The sequence below is a fragment of the Lentzea sp. NPDC004782 genome, assembly GCF_040609115.1.
Classification (GTDB): Bacteria; Actinomycetota; Actinomycetes; order Mycobacteriales; family Pseudonocardiaceae; genus Lentzea.
In genome coordinates, this window is sequence record NZ_JBEXJN010000008.1 from 139,818 (window position 1) to 164,583 (window position 24,766).

A 24,766-nucleotide genomic window follows, 5' to 3' on the forward strand; every position below is an offset into this window, starting at 1 on the left:
GCTCAGCCCCCGAGCACCCTGACGTGCCCCGATCCGGTGCTCACGTGCACGGCCACCGGTGCCGCCGGATCGGTCGGCACGCTGATCGTCTGCTCATCGCTGCCCGACGCCACGTCCACCTTGTACGGACCCCCTGGCACCCGCACGGTGACGTTCCCCGACGAGGTGTCCACCCGTACCGACCGCTGCGACGCGAACGTGAGCGCGACGTCGCCGGAACTGGCGTCCGCCGTCACGTCGCCGTCGAGCCTGGTGCCGGTGATGTCCCCGGAGCCCGTGTGGACCAGCGCCTTGCTCTTCAGCTGGTCCAGCCGGATCCTGCCGGAGCTGAGGGTGGCGGTCACCGAGCCCCTGACGTTGGTCGCGTCGAAGTCGCCCGAGCCCGAGTCGACCCGGACGTCGCCCGCGATGTCGCGGACCACGACCCGGCCGGAGCCGTTGCGGTAGTCGACCGACGCCACCCCCTCGATCGTGGCGTCCCCCGACCTCACGTCCTCACCCACCACCGCGATGTCGGCGGACGGCAGCTGCACCTGGTACTCGATCGAGCAGTGGTCACCGCAGTCGTCGAGTACCAGCGAGCTGCCCTCGACCCGGTGGGAGACGCCGGACGGCTTGTTGTTCTTGGCGTGCTGAACCTTGCGGTGGATCTTCGTCTCGGACAGCCCCGGCACGTACCGGATCGACACCTGCTCGAAGCCGGCGCGCACCCGCACCGACGTGAACTTCTCCGCGACCGTCTGGTCGTCGGAGAACTCGTACTTCACGATGCGGATGCCACACCCGGAGAGCAGAGCCCCCATCAGCACCGCCACCAGCGCCGTCCTCAGCATGAGCACAAAACTAGAGGCGGCGGGGGCCGGCGACACGGCTGTCAGCCCCCGAAGGCGGGGTGGGGTTGTCCCTACCCCGGGCTCAGACGAGGTCTTCGAGGACCGCGCGCAACGCCGGTGCCGTGCGCGCCGGGTCGTTCAGGAACCGCGTCGACGCCAGGACGTGCGCGGGCGCGATGCGCTCCCACAGCAGGCCGTCGACGGGCACCTCGGCGATGTGCAGCTCGACGCTCTGCGCCCACCGGCCGATCCGCGACTCGATGCCGCGCAGCACGTCGCCGATCGGCAGCGCGACGGGGGCCTGCACGCGGTGCAGCTGCTCGATGCCGGGCTTGAGCGCCAGCACCGCGTCACGACAGGCCGGCCGGGTGAGCAACGCCTCGGCGTTCTCCGGCGCGATCGGCTCGGCGCCGCGCGTGCACGCGTCCAGCGCGTCGGTCCACCAGCCCGGCCACTCGCGGGTCACGGCGGCGCGGTCCACCCCGGCCGGCACCTGCACCGGCAGCGACGGGTCCAGGCCGGGCACGTGCGGTTCGACGTCGACGGACAACGCCAGCGAGTCGCGGACGTAGAGCGCGGCCAGCAGCCCCAGGCTCACCCCGTGGCTGATTCCGGACACCTCTCGCGCGAACTTCATGCCCTCATTGTTCCCGCGCGGGAGGGGTGAAATCGTCGCGGCCGCGGATCAAGAAGGACACGATTGGCTCCAGCTCCTCCTCGTTCGGAGCAACATCGGCTATCAGGCCCTGGATCAGCAGTCCGTCGACGGCCGCGAGGAACGCGCGGAACGCCACCGGATCCGCGGGCCGGACGGCCTCCACGGCCAGGTCGAGCCACCGGCGTGCGGCGGCTTTCAGTTCGGGACGACGACCCGCCAACAGGTACAGCTCGTACTCGGCGAGTGTGCGCGCACGGTTCTCGTTCACCGCACGGGCGAGCGAGACGGCGATCTCACGTGCGGTGCCGCCGCTCGCGACGATCTGCAGCATGTCGTCGCACAGCTCCTCGGCGACCCACAGCAGCGTCGCGATCAACAGGTCGTCGATCGACGCGAAGTAGTAGGTGGGCGCTGTCGTGGGCACACCGGCCTCACGCGCCACGCTGCGATGCGTCACACCGACGACGCCCTCGCGCTCGATCACCCGGAGCGTCGCCTCGACGATGGACCGCCGCTTCTTCTCGCCGCGCGCCTTGCGGCCATCCACCACTGCAGTCAGTGCGCCCTCCCGAGCTCCAGCGTCACCACGCCTCCGATGATCAAAGCCAACCCGATGACCATCGTGGGGTTGAGGGTCTCACCGAGGAACTTCCAGCCGATGATCCCCACGGCTGCCACGCCGACCGCGGACCAGATGGCGTAGGCGACGCCCACGGGCATACCCAACTTCAACGCGCGCGAAAGGGCCGTGAAGGCGATCGCGTAACCGATGACGACGACCACTGACGGCCACGGTCTGCTGAAGCCCTCCGACAGCTTCAACGAGACGGTGGCGGCGATCTCTCCGACGATCGCCGCAGCGAGATACAGGTACAGCACGGCGACCTCCGGTTTGCCCAAAAGTGGACGCAGCACGAACTACTGGAACAATTGTTCCATAAGTTTTTGATCAACTTCCGGGTACTTGACCGGTACGTGAGGAGACACCGGCCACGTCCAAGTGGTTACCCACGAGTAACGTGGCCTAGACTCCCGCCATGACCCTCCAGCTGGTTCTCGGACTCGTCGCGGTAGCGGTGAGCGTCGTCGCCTGGGCCGTGTTCGTCGCCGGCATCTGGAAGATGATCAAGATCATCCGGCTGGGCCAGCCGGACGCGACCCGCAACGGTCCGTTCTGGCCGCGGCTGAGGACGCTGATCGTCGAGTTCGTCGCGCACACCAGGATGGCCAAGTTCCGGTCGGTCGCCCCGTGGCACTGGATGGTGATGTGGGGCTTCCTGATCGGCTCCGCGGTGCTGTTCGAGGCCTACGGCGAGGTGTTCGACCCGCACTTCCACTGGCCGATCATCGGCACGTGGTCCGTCTGGCTGCTGCTGGTCGAGCTGCTGGGTCTCGGCACCGTCGTCGGTGGCGTCGCGCTCGCGATCATCCGCCAGCGCAACCACCCGCGCCGCGCCGACCGCGTCTCCCGCTTCCAGGGTTCGGACTTCAAGTCGGCGTACTTCGTCGAGGCGGTCGTGATCATCGAGGGTCTCGGCATCCTCGGCGTGAAGGCGTTCAAGCAGTCGAGCGGTCTTGAGGAAGCGCCGCTGTGGACGTCGTTCGTGACGCAGCCGCTGGCCCACCTGCTGCCGTCCGCCGCCATCTGGGTGTCGGTCATGGCGCTGGTCAAGCTGCTGTCCGGCATGATCTGGCTGGTCGTGGTCGGCCGGAACCTGACCATGGGCGTTGCCTGGCACCGGTTCTCGGCGTTCTTCAACATCTACTTCAAGCGCGAGGCCGACGGCGGCGTGGCGCTGGGCGCGTTGAAGCCGATGATGTCCGGCGGCAAGGTCCTGGACCTCGAAGAGGCCGACCCGGACAAGGACGTGTTCGGCGTCGGCAAGGTCGAGGACTTCTCCTGGAAGGGCTGGCTCGACTTCTCCACCTGCACCGAGTGCGGCCGCTGCCAGTCGCAGTGCCCCGCCTGGAACACCGGCAAGCCGCTGTCCCCCAAGCTGGTCATCACCCAGCTGCGCGACCACGCGTTCGCCAAGGCGCCGTACCTGCTGGCCGGCGGCTCGCGCGACATGGCCGGTGACGAGGTCGGCCTGGTCGAGGACAAGTACGAGGACTACAAGAAGCGCCTCGAGTCGATCGACGTGCTGGCCATGGCCGAGTCCGAGCGCCCGCTGGTCGGCGGCCCCGACGAGCTCGGCGTCATCGACCCCGAGGTGCTGTGGTCCTGCACGACCTGCGGCGCGTGCGTCGAGCAGTGCCCGGTCGACATCGAGCACGTCGACCACATCGTCGACATGCGCCGCTACCAGGTGCTGATCGAGTCGAACTTCCCGACCGAGCTCGGCGGCATGTTCAAGAACCTGGAGAACAAGGGCAACCCCTGGGGCCAGAACGCCAAGGACCGCCTCGCGTGGACCGAGGGCCTGGAGTTCGAGGTGCCGGTGTTCGACGGCGAGCTCGGCGACGCCGAGTACCTCTTCTGGGTCGGCTGCGCCGGTGCGTTCGAGGACCGCGCGAAGAAGACCACCCGTGCCGTCGCCGAGCTGCTGCACACCGCGGGCGTCAAGTACACGGTGCTCGGCCCGGAGGAGACCTGCACCGGTGACCCGGCACGCCGCGCCGGCAACGAGTTCCTCTTCCAGATGCTCGCGCAGCAGAACGTCGAGGTCCTCAACTCGGTCTTCGAGGACCGGCCCGCCGGCCAGCGCAAGATCGTCGTCACGTGCGCGCACTGCTTCAACACGCTGGCCAACGAGTACCCGCAGGTCGGCGGCACCTATGAGGTCGTCCACCACACGCAGCTGCTGAACAAGCTGGTGCGCGAGCGCCGCCTGGTGCCGGTCGCGCCGGTCACCGAGGACGTCACCTACCACGACCCGTGCTACCTGGGCCGCCACAACAAGGTCTACGAGGCACCGCGCGAGCTCATCGGCGCGTCCGGCGCGAAGCTGCGCGAGATGCCGCGCCACGAGGAACGCTCGATGTGCTGCGGTGCCGGTGGCGCCCGGATGTGGATGGAAGAGCGGATCGGCAAGCGGATCAACATCGACCGCGTGGACGAGGCGTTGTCGACCGCGCCGTCGAAGATCGCGACCGGCTGCCCGTTCTGCCGCGTGATGCTCACCGACGGCGTGACGGCCCGTCAGTCCGACGGCCAGGCCGGTGCGCACGTCGAGGTCGTGGACGTGGCGCAGATGCTGCTCGAATCCGTGAAGCGCGGCCAGGCGGCTCCGGCCGCGGAAGAGGCGAACGCGTAAGCACTGCGACGCGAAGAGGCCCTCGGTCCGGTGTGGACCGAGGGCCTCTTCGCTCTTGCGGGGTCAGTCGTTCTCGGTGATCTTGTCGTAGATCACGTTCAGCACCCAGCCGGTCAGGGCGACGATGATCGCGCCCCAGAACGCGGGCCAGAAGCCGTCGACGCGGAACGGCAGGTCGAGCCGCTCCGCGATCCACCCGGTGAACATGAACAGCAACGCGTTCACGACGAGCCCGATCAGGCCCAGCGTCAGCAGGTAGAACAGGCAGCCGAAGAACTTCACGAGCGGCTTCACCACGGCGTTCACCAGACCGAAGATCACCGCGACGCCGATCAGCGTGAGGATCCGCGATCCGGTGCTGCCCTCGCCCAGATCGATGCCGGGGAGGGCCGTCGAGACCCAGACCGCCACGGCAGTCAGCAGCACATGCACCAGAATGCCCATGCCGCAGACTAACCGTGGCGGGTCCTATGTGGTCAGGAACGGCGGCGGCGCGCCACGAAGAACGCGCCCAGCCCGGCCGCGAGCAGCAGTGCGCCGAGAGCGAGGAAGCCCAGCGGCGAGGCACCGGTCGAGGCAAGACCGGACTTGTCGCCGGCCTTGGCCACGGCCGGCGTGGTCGTGGTGGCAGGCGGCGCGGTGGTCGTGCTCGAAGCCGGAGGCGTGCTGATCTCCGCGCTCCTCTCCGCGACCTTGATCGGCACGATCCGCACGTTGTCCTTGAAGGGGTCGTCGCCCCACCTGCTGGGCCGTACCAGGACGTTGACCTGCTCGGGCTCGGTGCTGTCGAACCTGACGCGGATCTTCACGTCGATGCTCTGCCCCGGCAGCAACGGCGACTTGACCGCGAACTCGTCGTACGAGCCCGGCGTGGGTTCGACGTTGTCGCTGTGCGCCAACGTGGTCAACGACCACTTCCCGGTCGTGAAGGTCGGCGACTCCGGCGCCTCACCCTTGTTCGTGATCTGGAACGTCGCCTCGACCTCGTCGCCGACGACGTAGACGTCCTTGGCCGGCGACAGCGCGGGAGTCGAGATCGTCAGGTCGCCCTTGGGCTTGATGTACCTGACGTCCAGCGGGCTCGGGCCCTCGAGCTCGCCCAGGGTGAACTCGAACGTGCCGTTCGGCGCGGCCAGCACGAGACGGTGGCTCGTGTAGTCGGCCGGGACGAACTTGTACTTGCCGTACGGCAGGTCCTCGACGCTGAACTGACCGTCCTCACGAGGCATCGGCACGGGCTTGCCGTTGAGCGTGCCCGGCGAGAGCAGTTCCTCGTCGGCCTGACGAAGACCGTCCCGGTTCATGTCGGCGAAAGACCTGCCGGCGATCGAGGCACCGCGAAGGCCGAAGTCGAAGGTGGCGGTGCTGCCGACCAGTCGCGTCATCCCGTTGGTCGTCGAGTACTCGCCGTTGGCCAGCACGGTCATGATGTACCGCCCAGCGGGCAGTTCGGCCCGGTAACGACCGTTGGCGTCGGTCGGGAACTCGCCGACGACCTCGTCGGTGCCGACCTTCTTGACCTGAACGCCGCGCCAGTTGCCGAGCACCGGCTCGGACGGGTCGTGCTTCGTGTTCTGGTCGCGGTCGAGCCAGACCAGACCGTCGACGGTGATCTTCTCGTCCTCCGCCGCGGCGGAGGTGGCCACGGCCGGCAGCACGAGGGCAGCCGTCATCACGACGGCGGAGATCTTCTTCACTTGTCCCCCAGATTCCGATTACTCCAAATGGGTAATCGGAATTGAGGGGCTTCGGCGTTTCGTGACCCCCGTCACTCCGACAGCGGATAGCCACCCATGTCGCACCCCTCCCTCTCGCGCCCCAGTTAGCACGATATCGGATAGTACGACTTCGTAGCAATTACTCCTTGTCGTCGAGTGCCAGTCTCGTGCGGCGGTGGGCCGGGCCCAGCTCGCCCGCCAGCACCTCCATCACCTGCCGCAGCAGGTCGCGCAGGTTCTCGAGGTCACCGCCCGGCAGCGCGGTGAAGAGGTCCTTCTCCCGCTCGGCCTGGCCCGCGACGATCTGCAGGAAGATCTCGCGGCCCGCGTCGGTCAGCGTCGCGGGCAACGACCGGCGGTCGCTCGGGTCGAGCTCGCGGATCACCAGACCGGCCTTCTCCAGCCGGTCGAGGCGGCTCGTGATCGTCGTGGCCGGGCTCAGCGTGCCGTTCGCGAGCTGCTTGGGCGTGAGCCGGTGCGGCGGCCCGATCCAGAACAGGCGGGCGAGGATCTCGTAGTCGGCGCGGTTCAGCCCGTGCGGCGCGGCGATCTCCGTGGCGAGGAAGTCGAGGTACTTGCTGATCTGGTGCACCCGGTCGACCACGCCTTCGACCACCGGATCGATCGCCGGAACCATGGCCCTCCACGACTCGACCTCGGCATCGGTGTCGTCCGCACCACGCTTGCCCATCCCACGATGGTAGTTGCGGGCGCATGCGGAACGGCCCGCGTCTCTCCCGGACGCGGGCCGTTCCGTCTTACCCCCTGGTGATCAGCGTCCCCCCGGAGCAGATCCCAGCCTTAAGACACCGCAAGGCTTCGGAATGTTGCGCGGCCCCGCGAATGTCACTCGAATGCAGTAACGACCAGGCCGGGCCGCCGAGGGTCAGCGCCCCAGGCCGCCCGTGCCCAGGGGGTCACTGGAGACAACACCCCTGATGCAACCGGTCGGCTGCGGCACGAATCTTGATGCTCATTTTCCTACCACCGGGGTTTGCTCAGCACAAATAGAGCCGCACATTCCCAGCAGGTTTTCCCAGCCGCTCCAGCGTCCGGTCGCCATCGCGTCGTTCGAGGGGGTGTACCCGGCTGCCGACCGAGATCAACCGTGATTTTCGCCGGTCAGGGGCGGTTCGGCTCAGCACTGTGGGCCAGCGTCCGTAGGCCTAGAGTGATCGCCATGAGCGAGAAGCAGCCGGGCTCTGGCGAAAGCACACTCACCGTGGTTCTGGCGCTGCTGGTGAATCTGGCGATCGCCGTCACCAAGGCGGTCGCGGGCGTGCTGACCGGTTCGGCGGCGATCCTCTCCGAAGCCGCGCACTCGGTGGCCGACACGTTCACCGAAGCGCTGCTGCTGACCGCACTGCGCCGCTCGGACCGACCGGCCGACCGCCGGCACCCGTTCGGTTACGGCAAGGAGCGCTACTTCTGGTCGCTGCTGGCGGCCGTCTCGATCTTCGCCTCCGGCGCGATGTTCGCGTTCTACGAAGGCTTCCACACGATCTTCGGCGAACCGGAGGAGCAGACGCGGCCGCTGGTCGGCTACATCGTGCTCGCCCTGGCCTTCGTCCTGGAGAGCGTGTCGTGGACGCAGGCGTTCCGGCAGGTGCGCTCCGAGGCCTCCGCGCACGGCCGCGGGTTCTTCGACTTCCTGCGCCTGTCCGACGACCCGACCGTGAAGACGGTCTTCCTGGAGGACTCCGCCGCGCTGGTCGGCCTCGTGCTCGCGTTCGCCGGACTCGGCCTGCACCAGCTCACCGGCTCGTCGTTCTGGGACGGCCTGGCCTCGCTCGCGATCGGCGTCCTGCTGGCGCTCGTGGCGTACACCCTCGCCCGCACCAACAAGGGACTGCTGATCGGACGGCAGGCCGATCCCGTGATGGTGAAGGCGATCTGGCGCCGACTGGCCGAGGTGCCCGAGGTCGACGCCGTCGTGGACATCCTGACGATGCTGATCGGCACCGACCGCGTCCTGCTGTGCGCGCGCCTCGACTTCGACGACGCGCTCACGGCGTTCGAGCTCGAAAACGCCTGCGTGCGCGTCTCCGCGGAGCTGCGCGCGTCGTTCCCGGACCTCGACGAGATCTTCCTGGAACCGGTGCCCCGCACCGATCCCGACCTCCGGCGGCGAGTCCTCGACCGGTACGGCGAGCTGAGCTGAGCGTCAGCGGCGCGTGTCGGTGCGGTGGAAGTTGAGGTAGGCGCGGCTCGGCGTCGGCCCGCGCTGCCCCTGGTACCGGCTGCCCGCCTGCTTCGAACCGTACGGGTGCTCCGCCGGGCTCGACAGCTTGAACAGGCACAGCTGCCCGATCTTCATGCCGGGGTGCAACGTGATCGGCAGGTTCGCGACGTTGGACAGCTCCAGCGTGATGTGACCGGAGAAACCGGGGTCGATGAAGCCCGCGGTGGAGTGCGTGAGCAGTCCGAGCCTGCCGAGGCTGGACTTGCCTTCGAGCCGCCCCGCCAGGTCGTCCGGCAGCGTCACCAGCTCGTAGGTGGACCCGAGCACGAACTCGCCGGGGTGCAGCACGAACGGCTCGCCCTCCGGCGCCTCCACCAGGCTCGTCAGGTCGTCCTGCTGCACCGACGGGTCGATGTGCGTGTACTTGGTGTTGTTGAAGACCCGGAAGAACCGGTCCAGTCGCACGTCGATGCTCGACGGCTGAACCATCTCGACGTCGAACGGGTCGAGCAGCAGACGGCCCGACTCGACCTCTTTGCGCAGATCCTGGTCACTCAGCAGCACCCGGACAGGCTAACCGAGACTCCGCGACGAGGCGTTGCCGCGCTGTGTATGATCGGCTCCGAGCTTGCTCATGCGGGTGTAGTTCATTGGTAGAACGACAGCTTCCCAAGCTGTAGAGGCGGGTTCGATTCCCGTCACCCGCTCGCGACCGAGGCCGAGGTGTGTCTGCAGAACGCGCAGACCTTCCTCGGCCTCTCGGCTTTTTTCTGGGGGCCAAGCCCCCAGACCCCAGCCGGGGGCTGCGCCCCCGGACCCCCATCACCGGCGACCGGAGGCTTCGCCCCCGATATCCAGACCCGGCCAGAGACTGCGCCTCCAGACCCCCATCACCGGCGACCGGAGGCTTCGCCCCCGATATCCAGACCCGGCCAGAGACTGCGCCCCCAGACCCCCATCACCGGCGACCGGAGGCTTCGCCCCCGATATCCAGACCCGGCCAGAGACTGCGCCTCCGAAACCATGGACGCGGCCGGAGGGCTTCCGCCCCTCGGCTAGTTAGTCGACCGGTAGGCCCCAGGGGCGGCGGTCCAGTTCCACCCAGCCGCCGCCGCGGGCCAGTGCAGCGCGCACACCTGCCACGTGGTCGGCGAACGACGCGAGGTCGCCGTGCAGCAGTTCGGCGCGTTCGACGTCCAACGGGTGCGTGTCGTCGTGCCACAGGTCGACCGGGAACGACGCCACGAACGGCATCGACTGCAGCAGCTGCAAGAGGGCGACCGACGGCCGTGCGGTCTCGGCGAGGTAGTCCAGGCGGATCGACTCGCAGGCCGCCAGCAGCTCGCGGACCTGCCGGATCGCGTCGGCGGGGGTGCCGTCCCAGGACGGGTCCGGGTAGACGCGGTCGCTCAGCTCCAGCCACAGCCGCCACCCCGCGGCCAGTTCCGCGTCATCTGCAGGACACCACGCACCCATGCCATCCACTGTGCATGCGCGGCCCGCGCGAGTCTCGTGACGATGACGCACGCCACGGCAACCATCGGGTGATGTGCGCGTCTTGAACCGCATGACGCGAATGTGGCAAGGGCGGACCGTGCTGCTGAGTCTCGCGATCGGGCTCGCGATCGGCGTGCTGCTGACGGTGCTCGCGGTGCCGGCGCTCAAGTACGAGGTCGTCGACCACGCCAACCTGCTGACCCGCGTGCTGGCCTACGGCTTCCTGCTCGTGCCGATCGCCGTCATCACCGTGCTGAAGAGCCCGTCCCCGGTCACGCACACGACCGGGCTCGTGGCGGGTGCGACGGGGGTTCTGGCGACCACGGCCCAGACGTACACCGGTACGCCGATGCCCTACATCTGGCTCGCGGCGGCGACCCTGTTCGGGTGCGCCGCAGCGAGGATCATGAAGAACGAACGGGCTGCTACGCCCTGACCTTCTCCGGCTCGGTCTCGCCGGCGTCGGCGTCGGTGTTGAGCGAGTCGAGCAGCACGTCGCGTTCGGCGGACGGTTCCTTCTTCAGGAAGCCGATCGACAGGTAGAGCACCAGCGAGAGCAGCAGGGGCCACGACACGAGCACGCCCTTGGTGACCCAGGCGGCCTTGTTCATCTGCTCGATGTACAGGAACGCCCACATGGCGAGGCCGCCGACGACCGAGGCGATCGCCGCCGTCGAACCGATCTTGCGGAACCACGGGAGCAGGCCGAGCATCAGCGGGATCGCGATCGGGCCCATCGTGGCGGCGACCAGGTCGACCACCACCTTGAGCACGAAGCCCTGGCCTCCGGAGGCGATCGCGATGATCATGCTGACGCCGATGAAGGTGAACGTCGTGATGCGGGCGAGCAGCAGCTGACCGTCCGCGGAGAACGACTTCACCCTCTTCCAGACGTGGGGCAGCATGTCGCGGTCGATGACGGCGGCGATGACGTTCGCGTCCGACGACACCATCGCCATGGTGTGCGAGAAGAAGCCGGCCAGGACCAGGCCGATCATGCCGGCGGGCAGCATCTGCTTGCCCATCTCGATGTACGCGTTCTCCGCCTGGGCCCCTTCGAGGCCCGGCACGATCAGCGGCGCCGCCCACATCGGGAAGAACAGCACGAGCGGCCACACGAGCCACAGCACGGACGACAGCAGCGCGGAACGCTTGGCCGCGAAGCCGGACGGCGCGGCCATGTAGCGCTGCGCCAGGTTCCACATGCCGCCGTTGTACTCGAGCGTCTTGATCAGGAAGAGCGCCATGAGGAACGTCGACGTGTACGGGCCGGCCAGCGGGTCGCTGTGGCTCTCCGGGAGCTTGTCCCAGATCGTCGCCGGGAAGTCCCAGCCGAGGCGACCGGCGACGGCGAAGAACATCGCGAAGCCCGCGGCCGCCTGGATGACGAACTGGCCGAAGTCGGTGAGCGCGTCGGCCCAGAGGCCGCCGAGCACGGAGTAGACCATCGTGACCAGGCCGATGATGATGATGCCCCAGGTGATCGGGACGCCCGCGAAGCCGCGGAGCAGGATGGCCACGGCCGCCCACTTGGCGGCGATGTCGACGACCTTGAGCAGTGCACCCGCGTAGGCCATGACCTGCTGGGTGGGCAGGTTGTAGCGCTTGGCCAGGTATTCGAGCGGCGACGCGACGTTGTGCTTCGCGCGCAACCGGTTCCAGCGCGGTGCGAACAAGAACGCACCGATGCCGACGCCGATGCCGATGGTCAGCGACCACCACACGTAGACCGTCAGGCCGAGCCGGTACGCCTCGGAGGCGAACGCGACGAACATGACCGCGCTGTAGCCCGACATGTGGTGCGAGATGCCGGACAACCACCACGGCATCTTGCCGCCTGCCGTGAAGAAGTCGGCGATGTTGTGGACGCGCCCGCGCGACCAGAGCCCGATCGCGACCATCACGAAGAAGTAGCCGACGACCACGACCCAATCGAGGGTGCCCATGTGACCTCCTTGCGTGCACACACGTGTGCCCGCGAGAGCACCAGGCCTATGGCGGCGGAACCTGGCACATCCGCACGGGATATGTGACGTAGGTCTTACGAGACCGTTGCGGGGTGACGGAAGACCTACGCCGGTCTTGAATCACATTCGTGACCCTTGTTCATCCACATGAACAGCACTTTCCACGTAACACGTCCAGGGGACGTGCGTCTCACCTCCGGAAGCACGAACGGAGGTGCCGATGCTCCCGACCGGCCGGCCTGCTCCCGGCGTCGCGCTGATCGACCCCGTACCGCTCTACCGCGAGGGCCTGTCCGCCCTGGTGAAGCACACCGCCGGGCTGCGCTGGCTCGGCTCGACCGGTGATCTGCACGCGGCCGTTCGCCTGCACGAACGACTGCGCCCCGACGTGCTGCTCATCGACTCCGTGCTCGACCCGGTCGGCCATCTCGCCCGGCTGCTGGTCGAACGGGACCCGGACCTGCTGGTCATCGGGCTGGTCCGGGACGCGCACTCGCACGCGAACTACGTGACGACCGCGCTGGAGGCGGGCGTGCGCGGCGTCGTGCCGCGGTCGGCTCAGCCTGAGCAGATCGTGCGGGTGATCGGCGAGACGTGCCGTTCACGCGGGTACGTGCACCCGGACCTGCGGCCGAAGGAGCGGCCGACGCTGACCCGGCGCGAGTACGAGGTGCTCACGCTCATCGCGGACGGGCTGGAGAACCAGCAGGTCGCCGACGAGCTGATCGTGTCCGTGGAGACCGTGCGCACCCACGTGAAGGGCATCCTGCGCAAGCTGAGCGCGCGCGACCGCACGCACGCGGTGTCGCTCGCCTACCGGTCAGGACTGCTGATCGGCCGCCCAGCCGTGCTCGAGTAGCCCGAACAACGTCTCCGCCACCTTCTCGCGGTCCTGGCGGCCGAAGATCACGTCTCGGGCCTCCAGCGCGAACCGGGCCAGCCCCGCGCACCTGACGTCGTCCGGCGGCGCGCCGATCTCCTCGGCGATGGCGTGCGCCAGCGACGTCCCCTGCCTGAGCCACAGGGCACGTTGGTACGCGCGCAAGGACGGCGTGCTCTCGACCAGCTGAACGAAGGTGGCGAACAACGGGTGGTCGGCGTGGTTGGTGGCCACGCTCAGGAAGTGGTTCTTCAGCGCCTGCGGGATCGACTGCCCGGCCGGCCGGTCGCGCACGGCCGCGACCAGCGCCGCCTCCGTCTCCTCGTCCTCGTCGAAGAGCAGCGCCTCCTTGCTCGGGAAGTGCTTGAACAGCGTCGTCACCGACACGTCCGCACGGTCGGCGATCTCCTTCACGCCCACGGCGTCGAACCCGCGCGCCAGGAACAGCTCCAGCGCCGCGTCGGCGATCGACTGGCGGGTCTGCAGCTTCTTGCGCTCGCGGCGGCCGAGTTCGGTCACGAGCGGGATCCTACCTCGCGGGTTGAGCCACTTCAAAAGTGTAGTCATTGCACTTTTTAAGTCGATGCGGTTTCATCGAAGGCATGACCACACCACGCATCGCCATCGCAGGGGCCGGGCTCGGCGGCCTCACCTGTGCCCGCGTTCTCCAGCTGCACGGCTTCGAGAACGTCACCGTCTTCGAGCGCGAGAGTTCGCCGGACGCCCGTCAGCAGGGCGGCACGATCGACCTGCACGCGGGCAGCGGCCAGGAGGCCATCCGCACCGCCGGCCTCTACGACGAGTGGCGCGCGCTCGCCCGGTTCGAGGGCCAGGAGCAGCGCGAGGTCGACCACGCCACGGCCGCGTTGATCGAGCACCAGCCGGCGGAGGGCGACTTCCGGCCGGAGATCGACCGCGGCCAGCTGCGTCAGCTGCTGCTCGACTCGCTCATGCCCGGCACCGTCAGCTGGGGCCTCGGCATCGAGTCCGCGGCACCGGGCGAGGTCACGTTCCCGGACGGCACGGCCGACACGTTCGACCTGGTCATCGGCGCGGACGGAGCTTGGTCCCGAGTGCGCCCCGCGGTCTCGCCCGCGACGCCGCAGTACACCGGCGTGGCGTTCGTCGAGACCAGCCACGACAACGACGAGGAGCTGCTCGAGCTCACGGGCCAAGGCACGATGGTCGCGGCACACGAGGGCCTGTTGCTGTGGGTGCAACGCAACAGCGGCAATCACATCCGCGCGTACGCGTGCATGCGCGCGCGTGAGGATTGGAGGCCGTCCAACGCCGAACTGCTGGAGTTGTACGCGGACTGGCACCCGTCGCTGAAGGCGTTCCTCGCCGGAGAGCTCATCCACCGGCCGCTGTACGCACTGCCCGTACCCCACGCGTGGGAACACACACCGGGCGTCACATTGCTCGGCGACGCCGCACACCTGATGCCACCGCTGGGCGTCGGCGCGAACCTCGCCATGGAGGACGCCGCCGACCTCGCGCTCGCGATCGCCGAGCACGGTGTCCGAGACGGGGTGCGAGCCTACGAATCTGTCATGTTGCCGCGCGCAGTCGACGCACAGGAACGCACGAACGCGGGACTGCAGGACATGGTCCCCGAACGCCCGGTACGCGTCTGACCGGCGCTCACGCCCGATTCAGGTCGCCGGAGGGACTGTCTACTTCGCCACCAGTGGGTGGTCGCCCTTGCCGGGGTTACTGTCGAGTAATACCCTGTTGTTACCGGTCAGTAGGCGACCCCGCCGCGACCCTGAGGAGTGAGCTGACGAGATGGGCCACTACAAGAGCAACGTCCGGGATCTCGAATTCAACCTGTTCGAGGTCTTCAACGTGCAGGACCACCTCGGCAAGGGGCCGTTCGAGCAGTCCGACGAGGACACCGCGCGCGGCGTTCTGGCCGAGATGAAGACCCTGGCGGAGGGTCCGCTCGCGGACTCGTTCGCCGACGCCGACCGGAACCCGCCGAAGTACGACCCGGCCACGTTCTCCGCGACCCTGCCGGAGTCGCTGAAGAAGTCGTACCAGGCGATCTGGGACGGCGAGTGGTACCGCATGTTCCTGCCGGAGGCGCTGGGCGGCTTCGGCACGCCCCCGTCGGTCGCGTGGGCCGCGTCGGAGATGATCCTGGGCGCCAACCCGCCGATCTACATGTACCTGGCGGGCCCGAGCTTCGCGACGGTCGTCTACAACAACGGCACCGAGCGCGACAAGCACTGGGCGCAGATCATGATCGACCGCGGCTGGGGCGCCACGATGGTGCTGACCGAGCCGGACGCCGGTTCCGACGTCGGCGCCGGCCGCACCAAGGCGATCAAGCAGGACGACGGTTCCTGGCACATCGAGGGCGTGAAGCGCTTCATCACGTCCGGCGACCAGGACCTGACCGAGAACATCATGCACATGGTGCTGGCGCGTCCCGAGGGCGAAGGCATCGAGGCCAAGCCGGGCACCAAGGGCCTGTCGCTGTTCCTCGTGCCGAAGTTCCACTTCGACCCGCAGACCGGTGAGCTGGGCGAGCGCAACGGCGCCTTCGTGACCAACGTCGAGCACAAGATGGGCATCAAGGCGTCCACCACGTGCGAGCTGACGTTCGGCCAGCACGGCGTGCCCGCCAAGGGCTGGTTGCTCGGCGAGGTGCACGACGGCATCGCGCAGATGTTCGACGTCATCGAGTACGCCCGCATGATGGTCGGCACCAAGGCCATCGCGACGCTGTCGACCGGCTACCTGAACGCGCTGTCCTACGCCAAGGAGCGCGTCCAGTCCGCCGACCTGACCCGCATGACGGACAAGACGGCCCCGCGCGTCACCATCACCAACCACCCGGACGTGCGCCGCAGCCTCATGCTGCAGAAGGCCTACGCCGAGGGCCTGCGCGCCGTGTACCTGTACACCGCGACGTTCCAGGACAAGGTGATGCTCGGCGGCGAGGACGCGGAGCTCGCGACCAAGGTCAACGACCTGCTGCTGCCGATCGTCAAGGGCGTCGGCTCGGAGCGCGCGTACGAGCAGCTGGCGCAGTCGCTGCAGACCCTGGGCGGCTCGGGCTTCCTGCAGGAGTACCCGATCGAGCAGTACATCCGCGACTCGAAGATCGACTCCCTGTACGAGGGCACCACGGCCATCCAGTCGCTGGACTTCTTCTTCCGGAAGATCATCCGTGACAAGGGCCAGGCGCTCGCGTTCATCAACGGCGAGATCCAGTCCTTCCTCGACAACGAGGGCGGCAACGGCCGGCTGAAGGAGGAGCGCGCGCTGCTCAAGCAGGGTCTCGAGGACCTGCAGGGCATGCTGGGCGCCCTGGTCGGCTTCCTGACCTCGTCGCAGGAGGACGTCCGCAACCTCTACAAGGTCGGCCAGAACTCGGTCCGCCTGCTGATGACCGCGGGTGACGTGCTCGTCGGCTGGCTGCTGCTGCGCCAGGCCGAGGTCGCGCTGCAGAAGCTCGACGGCACGCCGTCGGCCAAGGACAAGGCGTTCTACGAGGGCAAGGTCGCCGTGGCGTCGTTCTTCGCGAAGAACGTGCTGCCGGAGCTCTCCGCCCGCCGCAAGATCGCCGAGTCCACCGACAACTCGCTGATGGACATCGACGAGAGCGCTTTCTGAGTCGCTCCTGCTGCTGAACAACTGACGACGGGCCCCGCACCTCCTGCCCGAGGTGCGGGGCCCGTTTCTGTTGTTGACAACGCCTCATTCGGCCTCAAAGATCGTGCGGCGTGAACTGCTGACCGGCTTGGGGGGCTTGTGGCAGAACTCTTGAGCGTGGTGTTGCTGCTCGGCGTGGCGGCCGGATTCGTGTTCATCGCGATCCTCCTCGGGCGGTATCAGAAGAGGCGGCAGGAGAGCCGCGACGAGCTGTGGTTCCGGCACCGGCAGCACATGACCGCCTTGTGCGCGAGTTCGCCGGGAGCCGAGTTGGCGAGCGTCGTGCAGGTGTACCAACGAGCGCGACGCGGCACCAAAGCCGTGATCGTGTGGCAGAAGACGGGGGTCAGCCAGGACTCCTGGTTCCAGAACATGAGCCCGACGCCTGGTGATCTCCTGCTGCTGCGGGGGAGTTCCGGATGGGGCCCGCACAACCACAACCCCAACGTCTTCTACGTGATGCCGGGCCAGGTCTTGTCGGCCATGTCGCCGAGCGCACAAGAAGCCGCGGCACGTCATTGGCACAGGATGACTTCGACCGGCACCGCGTAACGCCTGGTCACTGGTGCGACCAGGCGTTACGCCGCCGTATCAGCCCCGGAGCGCTCGCGCGGCCACGAAGCAGTAGACGCCGAACGCGGCGATGCCGATCGCCACCGCGCTGAGCAGGAACATGCCGAAAGGCTGTGCCGCCAACGTGTGCAGGGCCTTGTCCAGGCCGCCGGACTGCTGCGGATCCGCCTTGATCGCCGCCAGTCCGACGAGGACACCGATCACGCCGTACGCGACGCCCTTGCCGATCCACCCGATCCGGCCGACCGGCTCGATCCACGACGGCGCGCGTCCCATGTCGAGGTCGTTCTCGAAGGACTTCTTGATGCCCTTGTAGACGATGACGCCCGCGGTGACGATCACGCCGATCGCGATCGCGCCGACGATCCACTGGCCGCCGGGCCACGAGAGCACCTGCCCGGTCAGCTCCTGTTGTTGCTGCGTCTGGTCTTTGGTGCTGCCGCTCGTGGCGTACTTGAACGCACCGAGCGCGATACCGCCCGAGGTGACGGCGCGGGCGGCGGACCCGACGCGCTTGGAGATCCGCTTGCGCTGCTTGGTGACGTAGGTGTAGCCGACGCAGGCCAGGAGCAGCTGCCAGAGCGCGAAGAACACCAGTCCGATGCCCACGGCCCACAACAGCCAGGCACCGTTCTGCGCGATCTCGCTCAGCGCGCCCTTCGAATCCGTCCGCTCGGCGTCGCCGCCGAACGCGACCTGGAGTGCCAGCCACGCGATGAGCACGTGGACCGCTCCGTACACAACCATCCCCACCCGCCCCAGCGTCTGGACGGCGGGGTGTCTTCGCGCCTCGTTCGCAACAGTGGCCACGAACGGGTGAATACCCGCGCGTGGCCACTGCGAACCTGCGGAAGGCTCAGCCGCCTGGTGGCGGCTCACAGACGATCTTGAACTGCGGGTCGTAGCGGACCGTGCGCGACTCGCTGCGCGTCTGGCCGGTGCGGCGGTCCTTGATCGTGCGGGTGTCCGTCACCGAGAAGCCGGGGGCGCCGTTGCTCGGCGAGCACCCGGCCTTGCTGACCTTCTTCTCCTGCGGCTGGGTGGGGTTGAAGTCGGCGCTCGTGGAGCCGGTGACGTCGTAGTTCTTGGTGCCCCACAACACGATCTTGATCGACGAGGGGGTCCAGATCGTCTGGATGGCGACGCCCGTGTCGTCCGGGTTCGTGAACGCGATGTCGATCAGGCTGGTGCCGTCGGGTTCCATGAACACCGTGGCCTCGCGGCCCTTCGGGTACCGCGTGATCCAGTAGCTGTGCTCCTTGTGGCCCGCGTCCTTCATGCCCGCGTAGTAGGACGCGTTGTAGAGCGTCGTCGCGAACTGCGAGATACCGCCACCGACCGCCTTGTCGGGGATGCCGTCGTTGATGATGCCCGCCTCGACGTACCCCTGCGCGGTGCCGCGGGGGCCGGTGTACTTGTTGAGGCTGAACGTCTCGTGCGGCTTGACGATCGCGCCGTTCACCTTCTCGGCGACGACCCGGATGTTGACGCCGGACGCAGCGGCGAAGCCACCGGTCTGGAACTCGCCGATGACCTCCTTGATGCCCATCTTGTTCGCCTGCTCGGTGGTGACCTTCGCGGGCGCGTGCTTGTACTCGAACTTGACCTCGCGCCCGTCGGTCTTCGTCAGCGTGTCGAAGTAGGGCTGGAGGTTCTTGTCCCAGTCGACGTCGAGGCCGTCCACCGACTCCTTGACGGTCGGCCTGCCGCCCTCGAACACGATCTGGGCGTCCTTGCCCTCCTTGATCGTGTCCTTGAGCTGCGGTGCGACCGCCTCGACGAGCTTGTCCTTGTTGGGCTTGACGTTCAGCGCACCGCCGTCGCCCGGCTCGAACGCCAGCGTGCCGGCGATCTGCTCGGGCGTGAGGGTCGCGTCCTTGCCCTCACCCTTGATCTTGACCGGACCGGAGACCGCGGTCTTCACCACGTCGTTGAGGGCCTTCTCCACGCCCTGCTTGGTCGTCTTGACCGGGGTGAAGTCCATCGGGACCGCGACCGGGTTGCCGGACGCCCAGTTCGCGACGACGGCGCCGACGGCCTCCTCGGCCTTGAGCTTCTGGCCGTCGTGCGGCTCGACGGCGACGGGGCTGGCGCCCTCGAACTTGATGGTGCCCTCGATCGGCTCGTGGTCGAGCTTGGGCCGCATGGCCTCCAGCGCCCCACCGAGCAACTTGTCGTCCGCCTTCGTCGCGACACCGACCTCGCGGCTGGTGAAGAACGAGGTGACGCGGGTGATCGGGCTGAGCGGCTGGCTGCCCGCACGATCGATCGTGGCGTCCCAGTCGAGCTCCAGACCCGCGGACTTGGGGTCGAGCTCGGCCGTGACGTCACCGGCCTTGAGCGCGACCGGCTTGCTCAGGCGCGGGCCGATCGAGTCACGGAGCTTCTTCTCGGCGTCGGCGTGGCTCATACCGCCGACGTCGACCCCGGCCACCGTCACGCCGCGCGGCACGTTGCCGCTGGACACGAGGATGTCGAGACCGTAGAGCAGGCCGAACGCGCCGACGACGGCCGCGGCCACGAGGAGGGCCTTCTTCTTGCCGTTCTTGGGCGCCGCCTCGTCCTCGCCCGGCTCGATCATCACCGGTCCGTAGACGCCGGAGTCCTCAGGCCGCGGCTGCGCCTGCGTCACCGGCAGCATGAACTCGGTGGCGTCCTCGCCGGCTGGAAAGCCGACGCCGGGCACGGGCGCGGCGACGGTCGCCTCGTTGTCCGGCTCCTCGGACGGCCACGCCGCGGTGGGCGCGTCGATGCTCACGGGCGCGATCTTCGTCGTCTGCTCGGAGGCGGTGCCGCCGGACTGGACCGGCGGCATCGCTCTCGTCTTGTCAGCGTCGTACGGCACAGCTCTCCCCGTTGCCCTGTCTCTCCTGAGGCGGCATATGTGTGTGTAGCTATCAGGCGCAGATCACGAACCGGCGGCTCATAGGTACAGACCAGTACCGTGCTCGGTGAGCTCACTGGCCACAGCGTGCAGGTCGCGTTCCCTCATCACGAGATACGTGGTGCCCTGCACCTCGACCTCAAGCTGATCTTCCGGGTTGAAGAGCACCCGGTCGCCCACCTTCACGTGTCGCACGCTGGTACCGACTCCGAACACATCACCCCACGCCAACCGCTTCGCCATCTGGGCCGTAGCGGGGATCACAATGCCTCCGCTGGAACGCCGCTCGCCGTCCTCCGGCGAGATGCGCACCATGACGCGGTCGAACAGCATCTGGATCTCGAGCTTGACATCAGGCACCCGCAGAGTCTACGTGCCTGCCGGACCGGCCTCGTCCATGCCGCCCATCAGCAACGGCAACCGGGCAGGTGCATCGGCGACCACTCGAACCGGAACGCCCCAGTCCTGCCTGGTCAGGCGACAGACCGGGTGTTCGTCGGAAGGATCGTCACTGCAACTGGCGGCCTGCGCTACGACGTGCAGAACGCCGTTCGTGACCTGATCGTTGATCCGCAACGCCCGTACCAGTTCGGTGCTCACCCCGGCGCCTTCGACGATCAGCTCAGGCGGTGAGCTGGTGATCTCCAGCCGCGTCGAGGGCCCGTACCTCTCGTCCAGCTTCGTCCCCGTCGGCGGGGTGAAGATGACCGCGAGCTCCAGCTCACCGGGCGCGATGTCGGTGGACGGCCGCTTGACCGCGTGCTCCTGACCGTCGATCTTCGTGGCGGCCGCGGAGAAGCGTTCGAGCCGGTGCGCCGCAGACGCCACGACCACCAGCTCGTTGTCGATCTGGAGGGCGTCGGACGGTTCGGCGATGTCCGTCGCGATCGTGGTCAGGGTGCCGGTCCCGGGGTCGTAGCGCCGGATGGCGTTGTTGTAGGTGTCCGAGATGGCGACCGAGTGGTCCGCGAGCACCGTGACGCCCAGCGGGTGCTGCAGCAGGGCCTCGTCGGCGTCGCCGTCCTTGTGCCCGAACGCGAACAGCCCCTTGCCGATGACGGTGTGCACCTCGCCGTTCTCCAGGTAGCGCAGCGCGCTCGTCTCGGAGTCGACCATCCAGAGCCGGTCGCCGTCCGCGGCGAGCCCGGACGTCTGCGCGAAGAAGGCCTGGTCCGCGGGTCCGTCGTTGATGCCTTCGACCGTGGTGCCGGCGAGCCTTCTCGTGGTGTTGGTCTCGGGGTCGAAGAAGCCCAGCGTGTGGTTGCCCGCCATGGCGATGGCGACGCCGCCGTTCCACCAGGCCACGTCCCACGGACTCGTGAGGTCGATCTTGTCGGCGGGCCCGTCGGTCTCGCCGTCGCGCCACTGCTCACCGGTGCCCGCGAGGGTCGTGACCTCGCCGGTCTCCAGGTTGAGGCCCCGCAGCAGGTGGTTCACGGTGTCCGCGACGACGACGTCGTAGCCGCGGGTGTTGGGGACGAGCGTGAGGCCCGCGGGCTCGGAGAAGGTCGGGTTCAGCCCGTCGGCCCTGCCCCGCTCGCCGGTGCCGATGCGGCGGATGACGGTCTCGCCGTCCGCTTCCAGCTCCACGACGCTGTGGTGGGCGGAGTCGCTCACCAGGATCGTGTTGCTCGGGGTGACGATCGCCTTGGCGGGGAACCGCAGCGTGGTGTTCGTCGGCTCCGGGGCGACGTACGGACCAGTGCCGCGGTGCAGCGTGCCCTTGGCGTCGTGCTCCTCGACCAGCTCCCTGATGATCGTGTCGAGCGCCTCCACATGACCCTCACCAGCGGCGACGTGCACGACATAGCCCTCGGGGTCGACCAGCACGAGCGTGGGCCACGCCTTCACGGCGTAGTTCTGCCAGGTCGTGAGCTCCGGGTCGTCCAGGACCGGGTGGTGCACCTCGTAGCGCTCGACGGCCGCCTTCAGGGCGTCCGGGTCGGCCTCGTGCACGAACTTCGGCGAGTGCACGCCGATGGTGACCAGGACGTCTTCGTGCGCCTTCTCGAGGGGCCGCAGCTCGTCCAGGACGTGCAGGCAGTTGATGCAGCAGAACGTCCAGAAGTCGAGCAGCACGATCTTGCCGCGGAGGTCCTTGAGGCTGACCGCGGCGTCACCGGTGTTCAGCCAGCCGCGTCCTACCAGTTCAGGGGCACGGACGCGGGCACGGCGCTTGGCAGTCGTCACGACCGTATCCAACACTGTGGAACAGGGTGTCCATTCCGGCGTCCATCATGTGGACGACCACCGTTCCCGACCAAGGGCGAAGACGGTTCGGCCGATCAGCACAACAATGCTTATGTGCCTTCTGATTGGCCGAAGTCGCCCATAGTCCGCGATGATGGAAGCAGACCGCCCGTCTGAACCTTTGCGCCTGCTTCGGCGTAGAGGACGCCGGGAGGTGCGTGATGGTGGAGTACCTGGTGATCGGTGCGGGCCCAGCGGGCTTGCAGATCGGGAGTTTCCTGCACCGGGCGGGCCGCGACTACGTGATCCTGGAAGCGGAATCGGAACCGGCGAGTTTCTTCCGCGAGTTCCCGAGGCATCGGGTGCTCGCCACGGACGACAACTCGCTGTTCGACGGGGTGCCGTTCGGGCGGTACAGCAAGCGGGCGTTTCCCGATGCGGACGATCTGGTGCGGTATCTGGAGGACTTCGCGCGGCCGTTGCACATCCGGTACGGCACGCGCGTCAGCGACCCTGCGGAATACCGGGCGCGGCACGTGATCCTCGCGATCGGCAAGAAGCCGCACGTGCCGAGCATCCCTGGGATCGAGCACGCGGACACCTACGCGAGTGCCGGCACGGATCCGACCCTGTACGCGAGGAAGCGGGTGCTGATCATCGGGCGCGGGCGCAGTGCGTTCGAGACGGCCGACAACATCGCGGCCACGGCGCGGCTCACGCACACGGTGGGGCGGGCGGTGCAGCGGATCGTCAAGCAGGGCAACGAGTTCGTGGTCGCCATCGACGGCACCGGGGAGCTGCGGTACGACAAGGTGATCGTGTGTGCGGGCTTCCGGCGGGACACGAGCCTCGACCGGCCCGACGCGCACGTCATCACCGGCGACTCGATCAAGGCCATCAGGCATTCCGCGCGGGCGTTGCACCGGACGTTGGAGGCCGAGCACCACGGGGTGCCGTGGCCGCACCGCAAGCTCAGGAACCGGCCGGACTCGTTGGCCGCGACCATCGCGAGCCGGGCGCGGCAGATTCCCGAGGGATTGGCGGATGTGGTTGTGCCGCAAGGACAGCACGCGATCCTCTACGACGAGATGCCCACGACCGAGCGCAACGGGTTCGTCGTCACCAGCACGCAGATCAGCCACTACCGGAAGAACGAGCTGATCGCCGTGGAACACCGGCTGCACCGCAAGCCGCTGGAGAGGTTCTTCTCGCAGCAGCTCGCGGTGCCGTGCATCTCCTAGACCGGCAGGGCGCGGGCGAGGAACGCCGTGGTCACGTCCCAGGCGCGGTGAGCGGCTTCCTCGGCGTACCAGGGGCCGAGGTGGTTGAGGAACGCGTGGCCCGCCGCCTCCAGGTGGATCTCGGCGCCGGGATGGCCTTCCGCCGCGTCCACGACCTTCTGGTAGCCGGGGAGGTACGGATCCTCGGTGCCGAAGAGGAACAGGATCGGGCAGGACACCTGGTCCAGCGTGCCGATCTGGTCGGGGACGCCCGAACCGTAGAACGACACGGCGGTGTCCGGGCCGGCGGCGACGGCCGCCGAGTAGGCCAGGGTGCCGCCGAGGCAGAAGCCGAGCACGCCGACACCACCGGTCACCTCCGGCAGGCCCCGCAGGTGCTCGACCGACGCGGTGACGTCCTGCACGGCCAGCGGGAAGTCGAGGTTGCCCACGACCTCCATCGACTTCCGGATGCCCGCCTCGTCGTGCTCACCCACCCAGCCCGGCTCGAAGCGGTGGAACAGCTCGGGCACGGCCACGACGTAGCCGAGGGCCGCGAGCTTCTCCGCGACACCTCGCAGGTACCCGTCCAGCCCGAAGATCTCCTGGATCAGGACGATGCCGGGCCCGGAACCGGACTCGGGCAGCCACACCGGCAGGGGCATGCCGTCAATTCGATGGGTCATGGACCGATCTTGCCCGATCAGCGAGAAGAGAAGCCGAAGAAGCCCCGGGGGTTGCCGTGGCAGCGAACAGGGCTTCCTCGTTCCGCTCGTGGAGGCCATCCGTCTGCCTACCCGAACAACCGTGTTTCAGGTAGGCGGCCCCGAAGATCCGGCCGACCCGGCGGACAACGGAAATCAGCGAACTTTCCAGCATTTCCCGCAAGCGCGAGAACGGCTGGGGAGAACGGGGTGGATGTCGCCCGAGCCCTCGGCGGCGACATCCACCCCGTCACTTTCAGGATGTGGCTTCGGTGTCGGCAGATCGAGCCTTACCGGCCGATCAGGCTGCCCTTGACGACCGCGTCCTGCTGGTACACCGGAGCGTTGCTGCAGGCGTTGTAGTCAGAGCCGAACAGGCCACCCTGCTGCCACGGAGCGGGGCACGGGACGTTGACGTTGACGTTGACCAGCGGCGCACCGGCCGTGGTGACGAGGCCGTCGATCGACCCGTTGTTCTCCACCGGAGCGGCGGCGACCTGACCGAAGTCAGACGCCCTCATCTCGCTCTCACCCCGCGAA

The 24,766-nt window shown here is 68.1% G+C and carries 25 protein-coding genes and 1 tRNA gene; 9 read left to right on the plus strand and 17 right to left on the minus strand.

Going from position 1 to position 24,766, the window contains the following annotated elements; translation table 11 throughout:
- Positions 1-2: 2 nt before the first annotated feature.
- The 4 genes from ABZV40_RS10225 to ABZV40_RS10240 all read right to left on the minus strand — a co-directional run bounded on the left by ABZV40_RS10225 (position 3) and on the right by ABZV40_RS10240 (position 2,370).
- Positions 3-833 carry a DUF4097 family beta strand repeat-containing protein gene (locus ABZV40_RS10225; protein WP_355438206.1) on the minus strand — a complete coding sequence of 277 codons (831 nt, stop codon included), beginning with the start codon at positions 831-833 and terminating at the stop codon, positions 3-5.
- An 82-nt stretch (positions 834-915) separates the two neighbouring features.
- Entirely contained in the window at positions 916-1,470 is a 555-nt protein-coding gene (locus tag ABZV40_RS10230; RefSeq protein WP_355438207.1) for a hypothetical protein, read from the minus strand.
- A 4-nt stretch (positions 1,471-1,474) separates the two neighbouring features.
- The gene (locus ABZV40_RS10235) at positions 1,475-2,050 is read right to left on the minus strand and encodes a TetR family transcriptional regulator (protein WP_355438338.1); all 576 of its coding nucleotides are present in this window, start codon (positions 2,048-2,050) and stop codon (positions 1,475-1,477) included.
- Positions 2,047-2,370, minus strand: coding sequence for a multidrug efflux SMR transporter (locus tag ABZV40_RS10240; RefSeq protein WP_355438340.1), 324 nt, complete (start codon positions 2,368-2,370; stop codon positions 2,047-2,049). The genes ABZV40_RS10235 and ABZV40_RS10240 overlap by 4 nt, the downstream gene beginning before the upstream one ends.
- 158 nt (positions 2,371-2,528) lie before the next feature.
- On the opposite strand from ABZV40_RS10240, the gene ABZV40_RS10245 reads away from it, so the two are divergent.
- Positions 2,529-4,748, plus strand: a complete 2,220-nt coding sequence (locus tag ABZV40_RS10245; RefSeq protein WP_355438209.1) for a (Fe-S)-binding protein — start codon at positions 2,529-2,531, stop codon at positions 4,746-4,748.
- Positions 4,749-4,811: 63 nt separating this feature from the next.
- On the opposite strand, the gene ABZV40_RS10250 is transcribed toward ABZV40_RS10245, so the two are convergent.
- From ABZV40_RS10250 to ABZV40_RS10260, 3 genes are all read right to left on the minus strand, one after another.
- Positions 4,812-5,192, minus strand: coding sequence for a phage holin family protein (locus ABZV40_RS10250; protein ID WP_355438211.1), 381 nt, complete (start codon positions 5,190-5,192; stop codon positions 4,812-4,814).
- Between the two features lie 32 nt (positions 5,193-5,224).
- Positions 5,225-6,445, minus strand: coding sequence for an LPXTG cell wall anchor domain-containing protein (locus ABZV40_RS10255; protein ID WP_355438213.1), 1,221 nt, complete (start codon positions 6,443-6,445; stop codon positions 5,225-5,227).
- Positions 6,446-6,605: 160 nt separating this feature from the next.
- The gene (locus ABZV40_RS10260) at positions 6,606-7,157 is read right to left on the minus strand and encodes a MarR family transcriptional regulator (protein ID WP_355438215.1); all 552 of its coding nucleotides are present in this window, start codon (positions 7,155-7,157) and stop codon (positions 6,606-6,608) included.
- 489 nt (positions 7,158-7,646) lie between these two features.
- Between ABZV40_RS10260 and ABZV40_RS10265 the strand changes: the two genes are divergently transcribed.
- Positions 7,647-8,627 (plus strand): cation diffusion facilitator family transporter, encoded by a 981-nt coding sequence (locus tag ABZV40_RS10265; protein WP_355438217.1) that lies wholly within the window; start codon positions 7,647-7,649, stop codon positions 8,625-8,627.
- A gap of 3 nt (positions 8,628-8,630) precedes the next feature.
- Here the strand turns inward: ABZV40_RS10265 and dcd are convergent, their stop codons facing one another.
- Positions 8,631-9,212 (minus strand): dCTP deaminase, encoded by a 582-nt coding sequence (dcd, locus tag ABZV40_RS10270; protein ID WP_355438219.1) that lies wholly within the window; start codon positions 9,210-9,212, stop codon positions 8,631-8,633.
- Positions 9,213-9,284: 72 nt separating this feature from the next.
- Here dcd and ABZV40_RS10275 point away from each other — a divergent pair.
- A tRNA-Gly gene (locus ABZV40_RS10275) sits at positions 9,285-9,355 on the plus strand.
- A 352-nt stretch (positions 9,356-9,707) separates the two neighbouring features.
- Here the strand turns inward: ABZV40_RS10275 and ABZV40_RS10280 are convergent.
- Positions 9,708-10,124 carry a hypothetical protein gene (locus ABZV40_RS10280; RefSeq protein WP_355438220.1) on the minus strand — a complete coding sequence of 139 codons (417 nt, stop codon included), beginning with the start codon at positions 10,122-10,124 and terminating at the stop codon, positions 9,708-9,710.
- A gap of 91 nt (positions 10,125-10,215) precedes the next feature.
- Between ABZV40_RS10280 and ABZV40_RS10285 the strand changes: the two genes are divergently transcribed.
- Positions 10,216-10,581, plus strand: coding sequence for a hypothetical protein (locus ABZV40_RS10285; RefSeq protein WP_355438222.1), 366 nt, complete (start codon positions 10,216-10,218; stop codon positions 10,579-10,581).
- Here the strand turns inward: ABZV40_RS10285 and ABZV40_RS10290 are convergent.
- On the minus strand, positions 10,571-12,091 hold the full coding sequence (locus ABZV40_RS10290) for a sodium:solute symporter family protein (RefSeq protein ID WP_355438224.1): 1,521 nt from the start codon (positions 12,089-12,091) through the stop codon (positions 10,571-10,573). The two genes, ABZV40_RS10285 and ABZV40_RS10290, sit on opposite strands and share 11 nt — an antisense overlap.
- Before the next feature lie 241 nt (positions 12,092-12,332).
- On the opposite strand from ABZV40_RS10290, the gene ABZV40_RS10295 reads away from it, so the two are divergent.
- On the plus strand, positions 12,333-12,971 hold the full coding sequence (locus ABZV40_RS10295; protein WP_355438226.1) for a response regulator transcription factor: 639 nt from the start codon (positions 12,333-12,335) through the stop codon (positions 12,969-12,971).
- On the opposite strand, the gene ABZV40_RS10300 is transcribed toward ABZV40_RS10295, so the two are convergent.
- Positions 12,933-13,511: a TetR/AcrR family transcriptional regulator gene (locus ABZV40_RS10300; RefSeq protein ID WP_355438228.1), complete on the minus strand. Its 579-nt coding sequence runs from the start codon at positions 13,509-13,511 to the stop codon at positions 12,933-12,935. The two genes, ABZV40_RS10295 and ABZV40_RS10300, sit on opposite strands and share 39 nt — an antisense overlap.
- 83 nt (positions 13,512-13,594) lie before the next feature.
- On the opposite strand from ABZV40_RS10300, the gene ABZV40_RS10305 reads away from it, so the two are divergent.
- From ABZV40_RS10305 to ABZV40_RS10315, 3 genes are all read left to right on the plus strand, one after another.
- Positions 13,595-14,629 (plus strand): NAD(P)/FAD-dependent oxidoreductase, encoded by a 1,035-nt coding sequence (locus ABZV40_RS10305; protein WP_355438230.1) that lies wholly within the window; start codon positions 13,595-13,597, stop codon positions 14,627-14,629.
- A 151-nt stretch (positions 14,630-14,780) separates the two neighbouring features.
- Entirely contained in the window at positions 14,781-16,616 is a 1,836-nt protein-coding gene (locus ABZV40_RS10310; protein ID WP_355438232.1) for an acyl-CoA dehydrogenase, read from the plus strand.
- 138 nt (positions 16,617-16,754) lie between these two features.
- Positions 16,755-17,207, plus strand: coding sequence for a hypothetical protein (locus ABZV40_RS10315; protein WP_355438234.1), 453 nt, complete (start codon positions 16,755-16,757; stop codon positions 17,205-17,207).
- A 39-nt stretch (positions 17,208-17,246) separates the two neighbouring features.
- Here ABZV40_RS10315 and ABZV40_RS10320 read toward each other — a convergent pair whose 3' ends face one another.
- The 4 genes from ABZV40_RS10320 to ABZV40_RS10335 form a co-directional block, all read right to left on the minus strand.
- Positions 17,247-17,975 carry a DUF1206 domain-containing protein gene (locus ABZV40_RS10320; protein WP_355438342.1) on the minus strand — a complete coding sequence of 243 codons (729 nt, stop codon included), beginning with the start codon at positions 17,973-17,975 and terminating at the stop codon, positions 17,247-17,249.
- Between the two features lie 109 nt (positions 17,976-18,084).
- Positions 18,085-19,869 carry a VanW family protein gene (locus ABZV40_RS10325; RefSeq protein WP_355438344.1) on the minus strand — a complete coding sequence of 595 codons (1,785 nt, stop codon included), beginning with the start codon at positions 19,867-19,869 and terminating at the stop codon, positions 18,085-18,087.
- A gap of 282 nt (positions 19,870-20,151) precedes the next feature.
- Entirely contained in the window at positions 20,152-20,445 is a 294-nt protein-coding gene (locus tag ABZV40_RS10330) for a co-chaperone GroES (protein ID WP_355438346.1), read from the minus strand.
- A 36-nt stretch (positions 20,446-20,481) separates the two neighbouring features.
- Positions 20,482-22,302 carry an NHL domain-containing thioredoxin family protein gene (locus ABZV40_RS10335; protein WP_355438236.1) on the minus strand — a complete coding sequence of 607 codons (1,821 nt, stop codon included), beginning with the start codon at positions 22,300-22,302 and terminating at the stop codon, positions 20,482-20,484.
- Positions 22,303-22,523: 221 nt separating this feature from the next.
- Between ABZV40_RS10335 and ABZV40_RS10340 the strand changes: the two genes are divergently transcribed.
- A complete protein-coding gene (locus tag ABZV40_RS10340) occupies positions 22,524-23,543 on the plus strand; it encodes an NAD(P)-binding domain-containing protein (protein ID WP_355438238.1) in 1,020 nt (339 codons plus the stop codon).
- On the opposite strand, the gene ABZV40_RS10345 is transcribed toward ABZV40_RS10340, so the two are convergent.
- Positions 23,540-24,208 carry a dienelactone hydrolase family protein gene (locus ABZV40_RS10345; protein ID WP_355438240.1) on the minus strand — a complete coding sequence of 223 codons (669 nt, stop codon included), beginning with the start codon at positions 24,206-24,208 and terminating at the stop codon, positions 23,540-23,542. The genes ABZV40_RS10340 and ABZV40_RS10345 overlap by 4 nt on opposite strands.
- 308 nt (positions 24,209-24,516) lie before the next feature.
- The gene (locus tag ABZV40_RS10350; RefSeq protein WP_355438242.1) at positions 24,517-24,747 is read right to left on the minus strand and encodes a hypothetical protein; all 231 of its coding nucleotides are present in this window, start codon (positions 24,745-24,747) and stop codon (positions 24,517-24,519) included.
- Positions 24,748-24,766 lie beyond the last annotated feature (19 nt).

Bases quoted from the DNA above. Each gene is read 5' to 3' on its own strand.
- ABZV40_RS10230 (WP_355438207.1), bottom strand. From the start codon at position 1,470: ATGAAGTTCGCGCGAGAGGTGTCCGGAATCAGCCACGGGGTGAGCCTG.
- ABZV40_RS10350 (WP_355438242.1), bottom strand. From the start codon at position 24,747: ATGAGGGCGTCTGACTTCGGTCAGGTCGCCGCCGCTCCGGTGGAGAAC.
- ABZV40_RS10320 (WP_355438342.1), bottom strand. From the start codon at position 17,975: ATGGTTGTGTACGGAGCGGTCCACGTGCTCATCGCGTGGCTGGCACTC.
- ABZV40_RS10345 (WP_355438240.1), bottom strand. From the start codon at position 24,208: ATGACCCATCGAATTGACGGCATGCCCCTGCCGGTGTGGCTGCCCGAG.
- ABZV40_RS10330 (WP_355438346.1), bottom strand. From the start codon at position 20,445: ATGCTGTTCGACCGCGTCATGGTGCGCATCTCGCCGGAGGACGGCGAG.
- ABZV40_RS10260 (WP_355438215.1), bottom strand. From the start codon at position 7,157: ATGGGCAAGCGTGGTGCGGACGACACCGATGCCGAGGTCGAGTCGTGG.
- ABZV40_RS10285 (WP_355438222.1), top strand. From the start codon at position 10,216: ATGACGCGAATGTGGCAAGGGCGGACCGTGCTGCTGAGTCTCGCGATC.
- ABZV40_RS10340 (WP_355438238.1), top strand. From the start codon at position 22,524: ATGGTGGAGTACCTGGTGATCGGTGCGGGCCCAGCGGGCTTGCAGATC.
- ABZV40_RS10265 (WP_355438217.1), top strand. From the start codon at position 7,647: ATGAGCGAGAAGCAGCCGGGCTCTGGCGAAAGCACACTCACCGTGGTT.
- ABZV40_RS10305 (WP_355438230.1), top strand. From the start codon at position 13,595: ATGACCACACCACGCATCGCCATCGCAGGGGCCGGGCTCGGCGGCCTC.
- ABZV40_RS10290 (WP_355438224.1), bottom strand. From the start codon at position 12,091: ATGGGCACCCTCGATTGGGTCGTGGTCGTCGGCTACTTCTTCGTGATG.
- ABZV40_RS10310 (WP_355438232.1), top strand. From the start codon at position 14,781: ATGGGCCACTACAAGAGCAACGTCCGGGATCTCGAATTCAACCTGTTC.
- ABZV40_RS10245 (WP_355438209.1), top strand. From the start codon at position 2,529: ATGACCCTCCAGCTGGTTCTCGGACTCGTCGCGGTAGCGGTGAGCGTC.
- ABZV40_RS10280 (WP_355438220.1), bottom strand. From the start codon at position 10,124: ATGGGTGCGTGGTGTCCTGCAGATGACGCGGAACTGGCCGCGGGGTGG.
- ABZV40_RS10295 (WP_355438226.1), top strand. From the start codon at position 12,333: ATGCTCCCGACCGGCCGGCCTGCTCCCGGCGTCGCGCTGATCGACCCC.
- ABZV40_RS10325 (WP_355438344.1), bottom strand. From the start codon at position 19,869: ATGCTGCCGGTGACGCAGGCGCAGCCGCGGCCTGAGGACTCCGGCGTC.
- ABZV40_RS10225 (WP_355438206.1), bottom strand. From the start codon at position 833: ATGCTGAGGACGGCGCTGGTGGCGGTGCTGATGGGGGCTCTGCTCTCC.
- ABZV40_RS10250 (WP_355438211.1), bottom strand. From the start codon at position 5,192: ATGGGCATTCTGGTGCATGTGCTGCTGACTGCCGTGGCGGTCTGGGTC.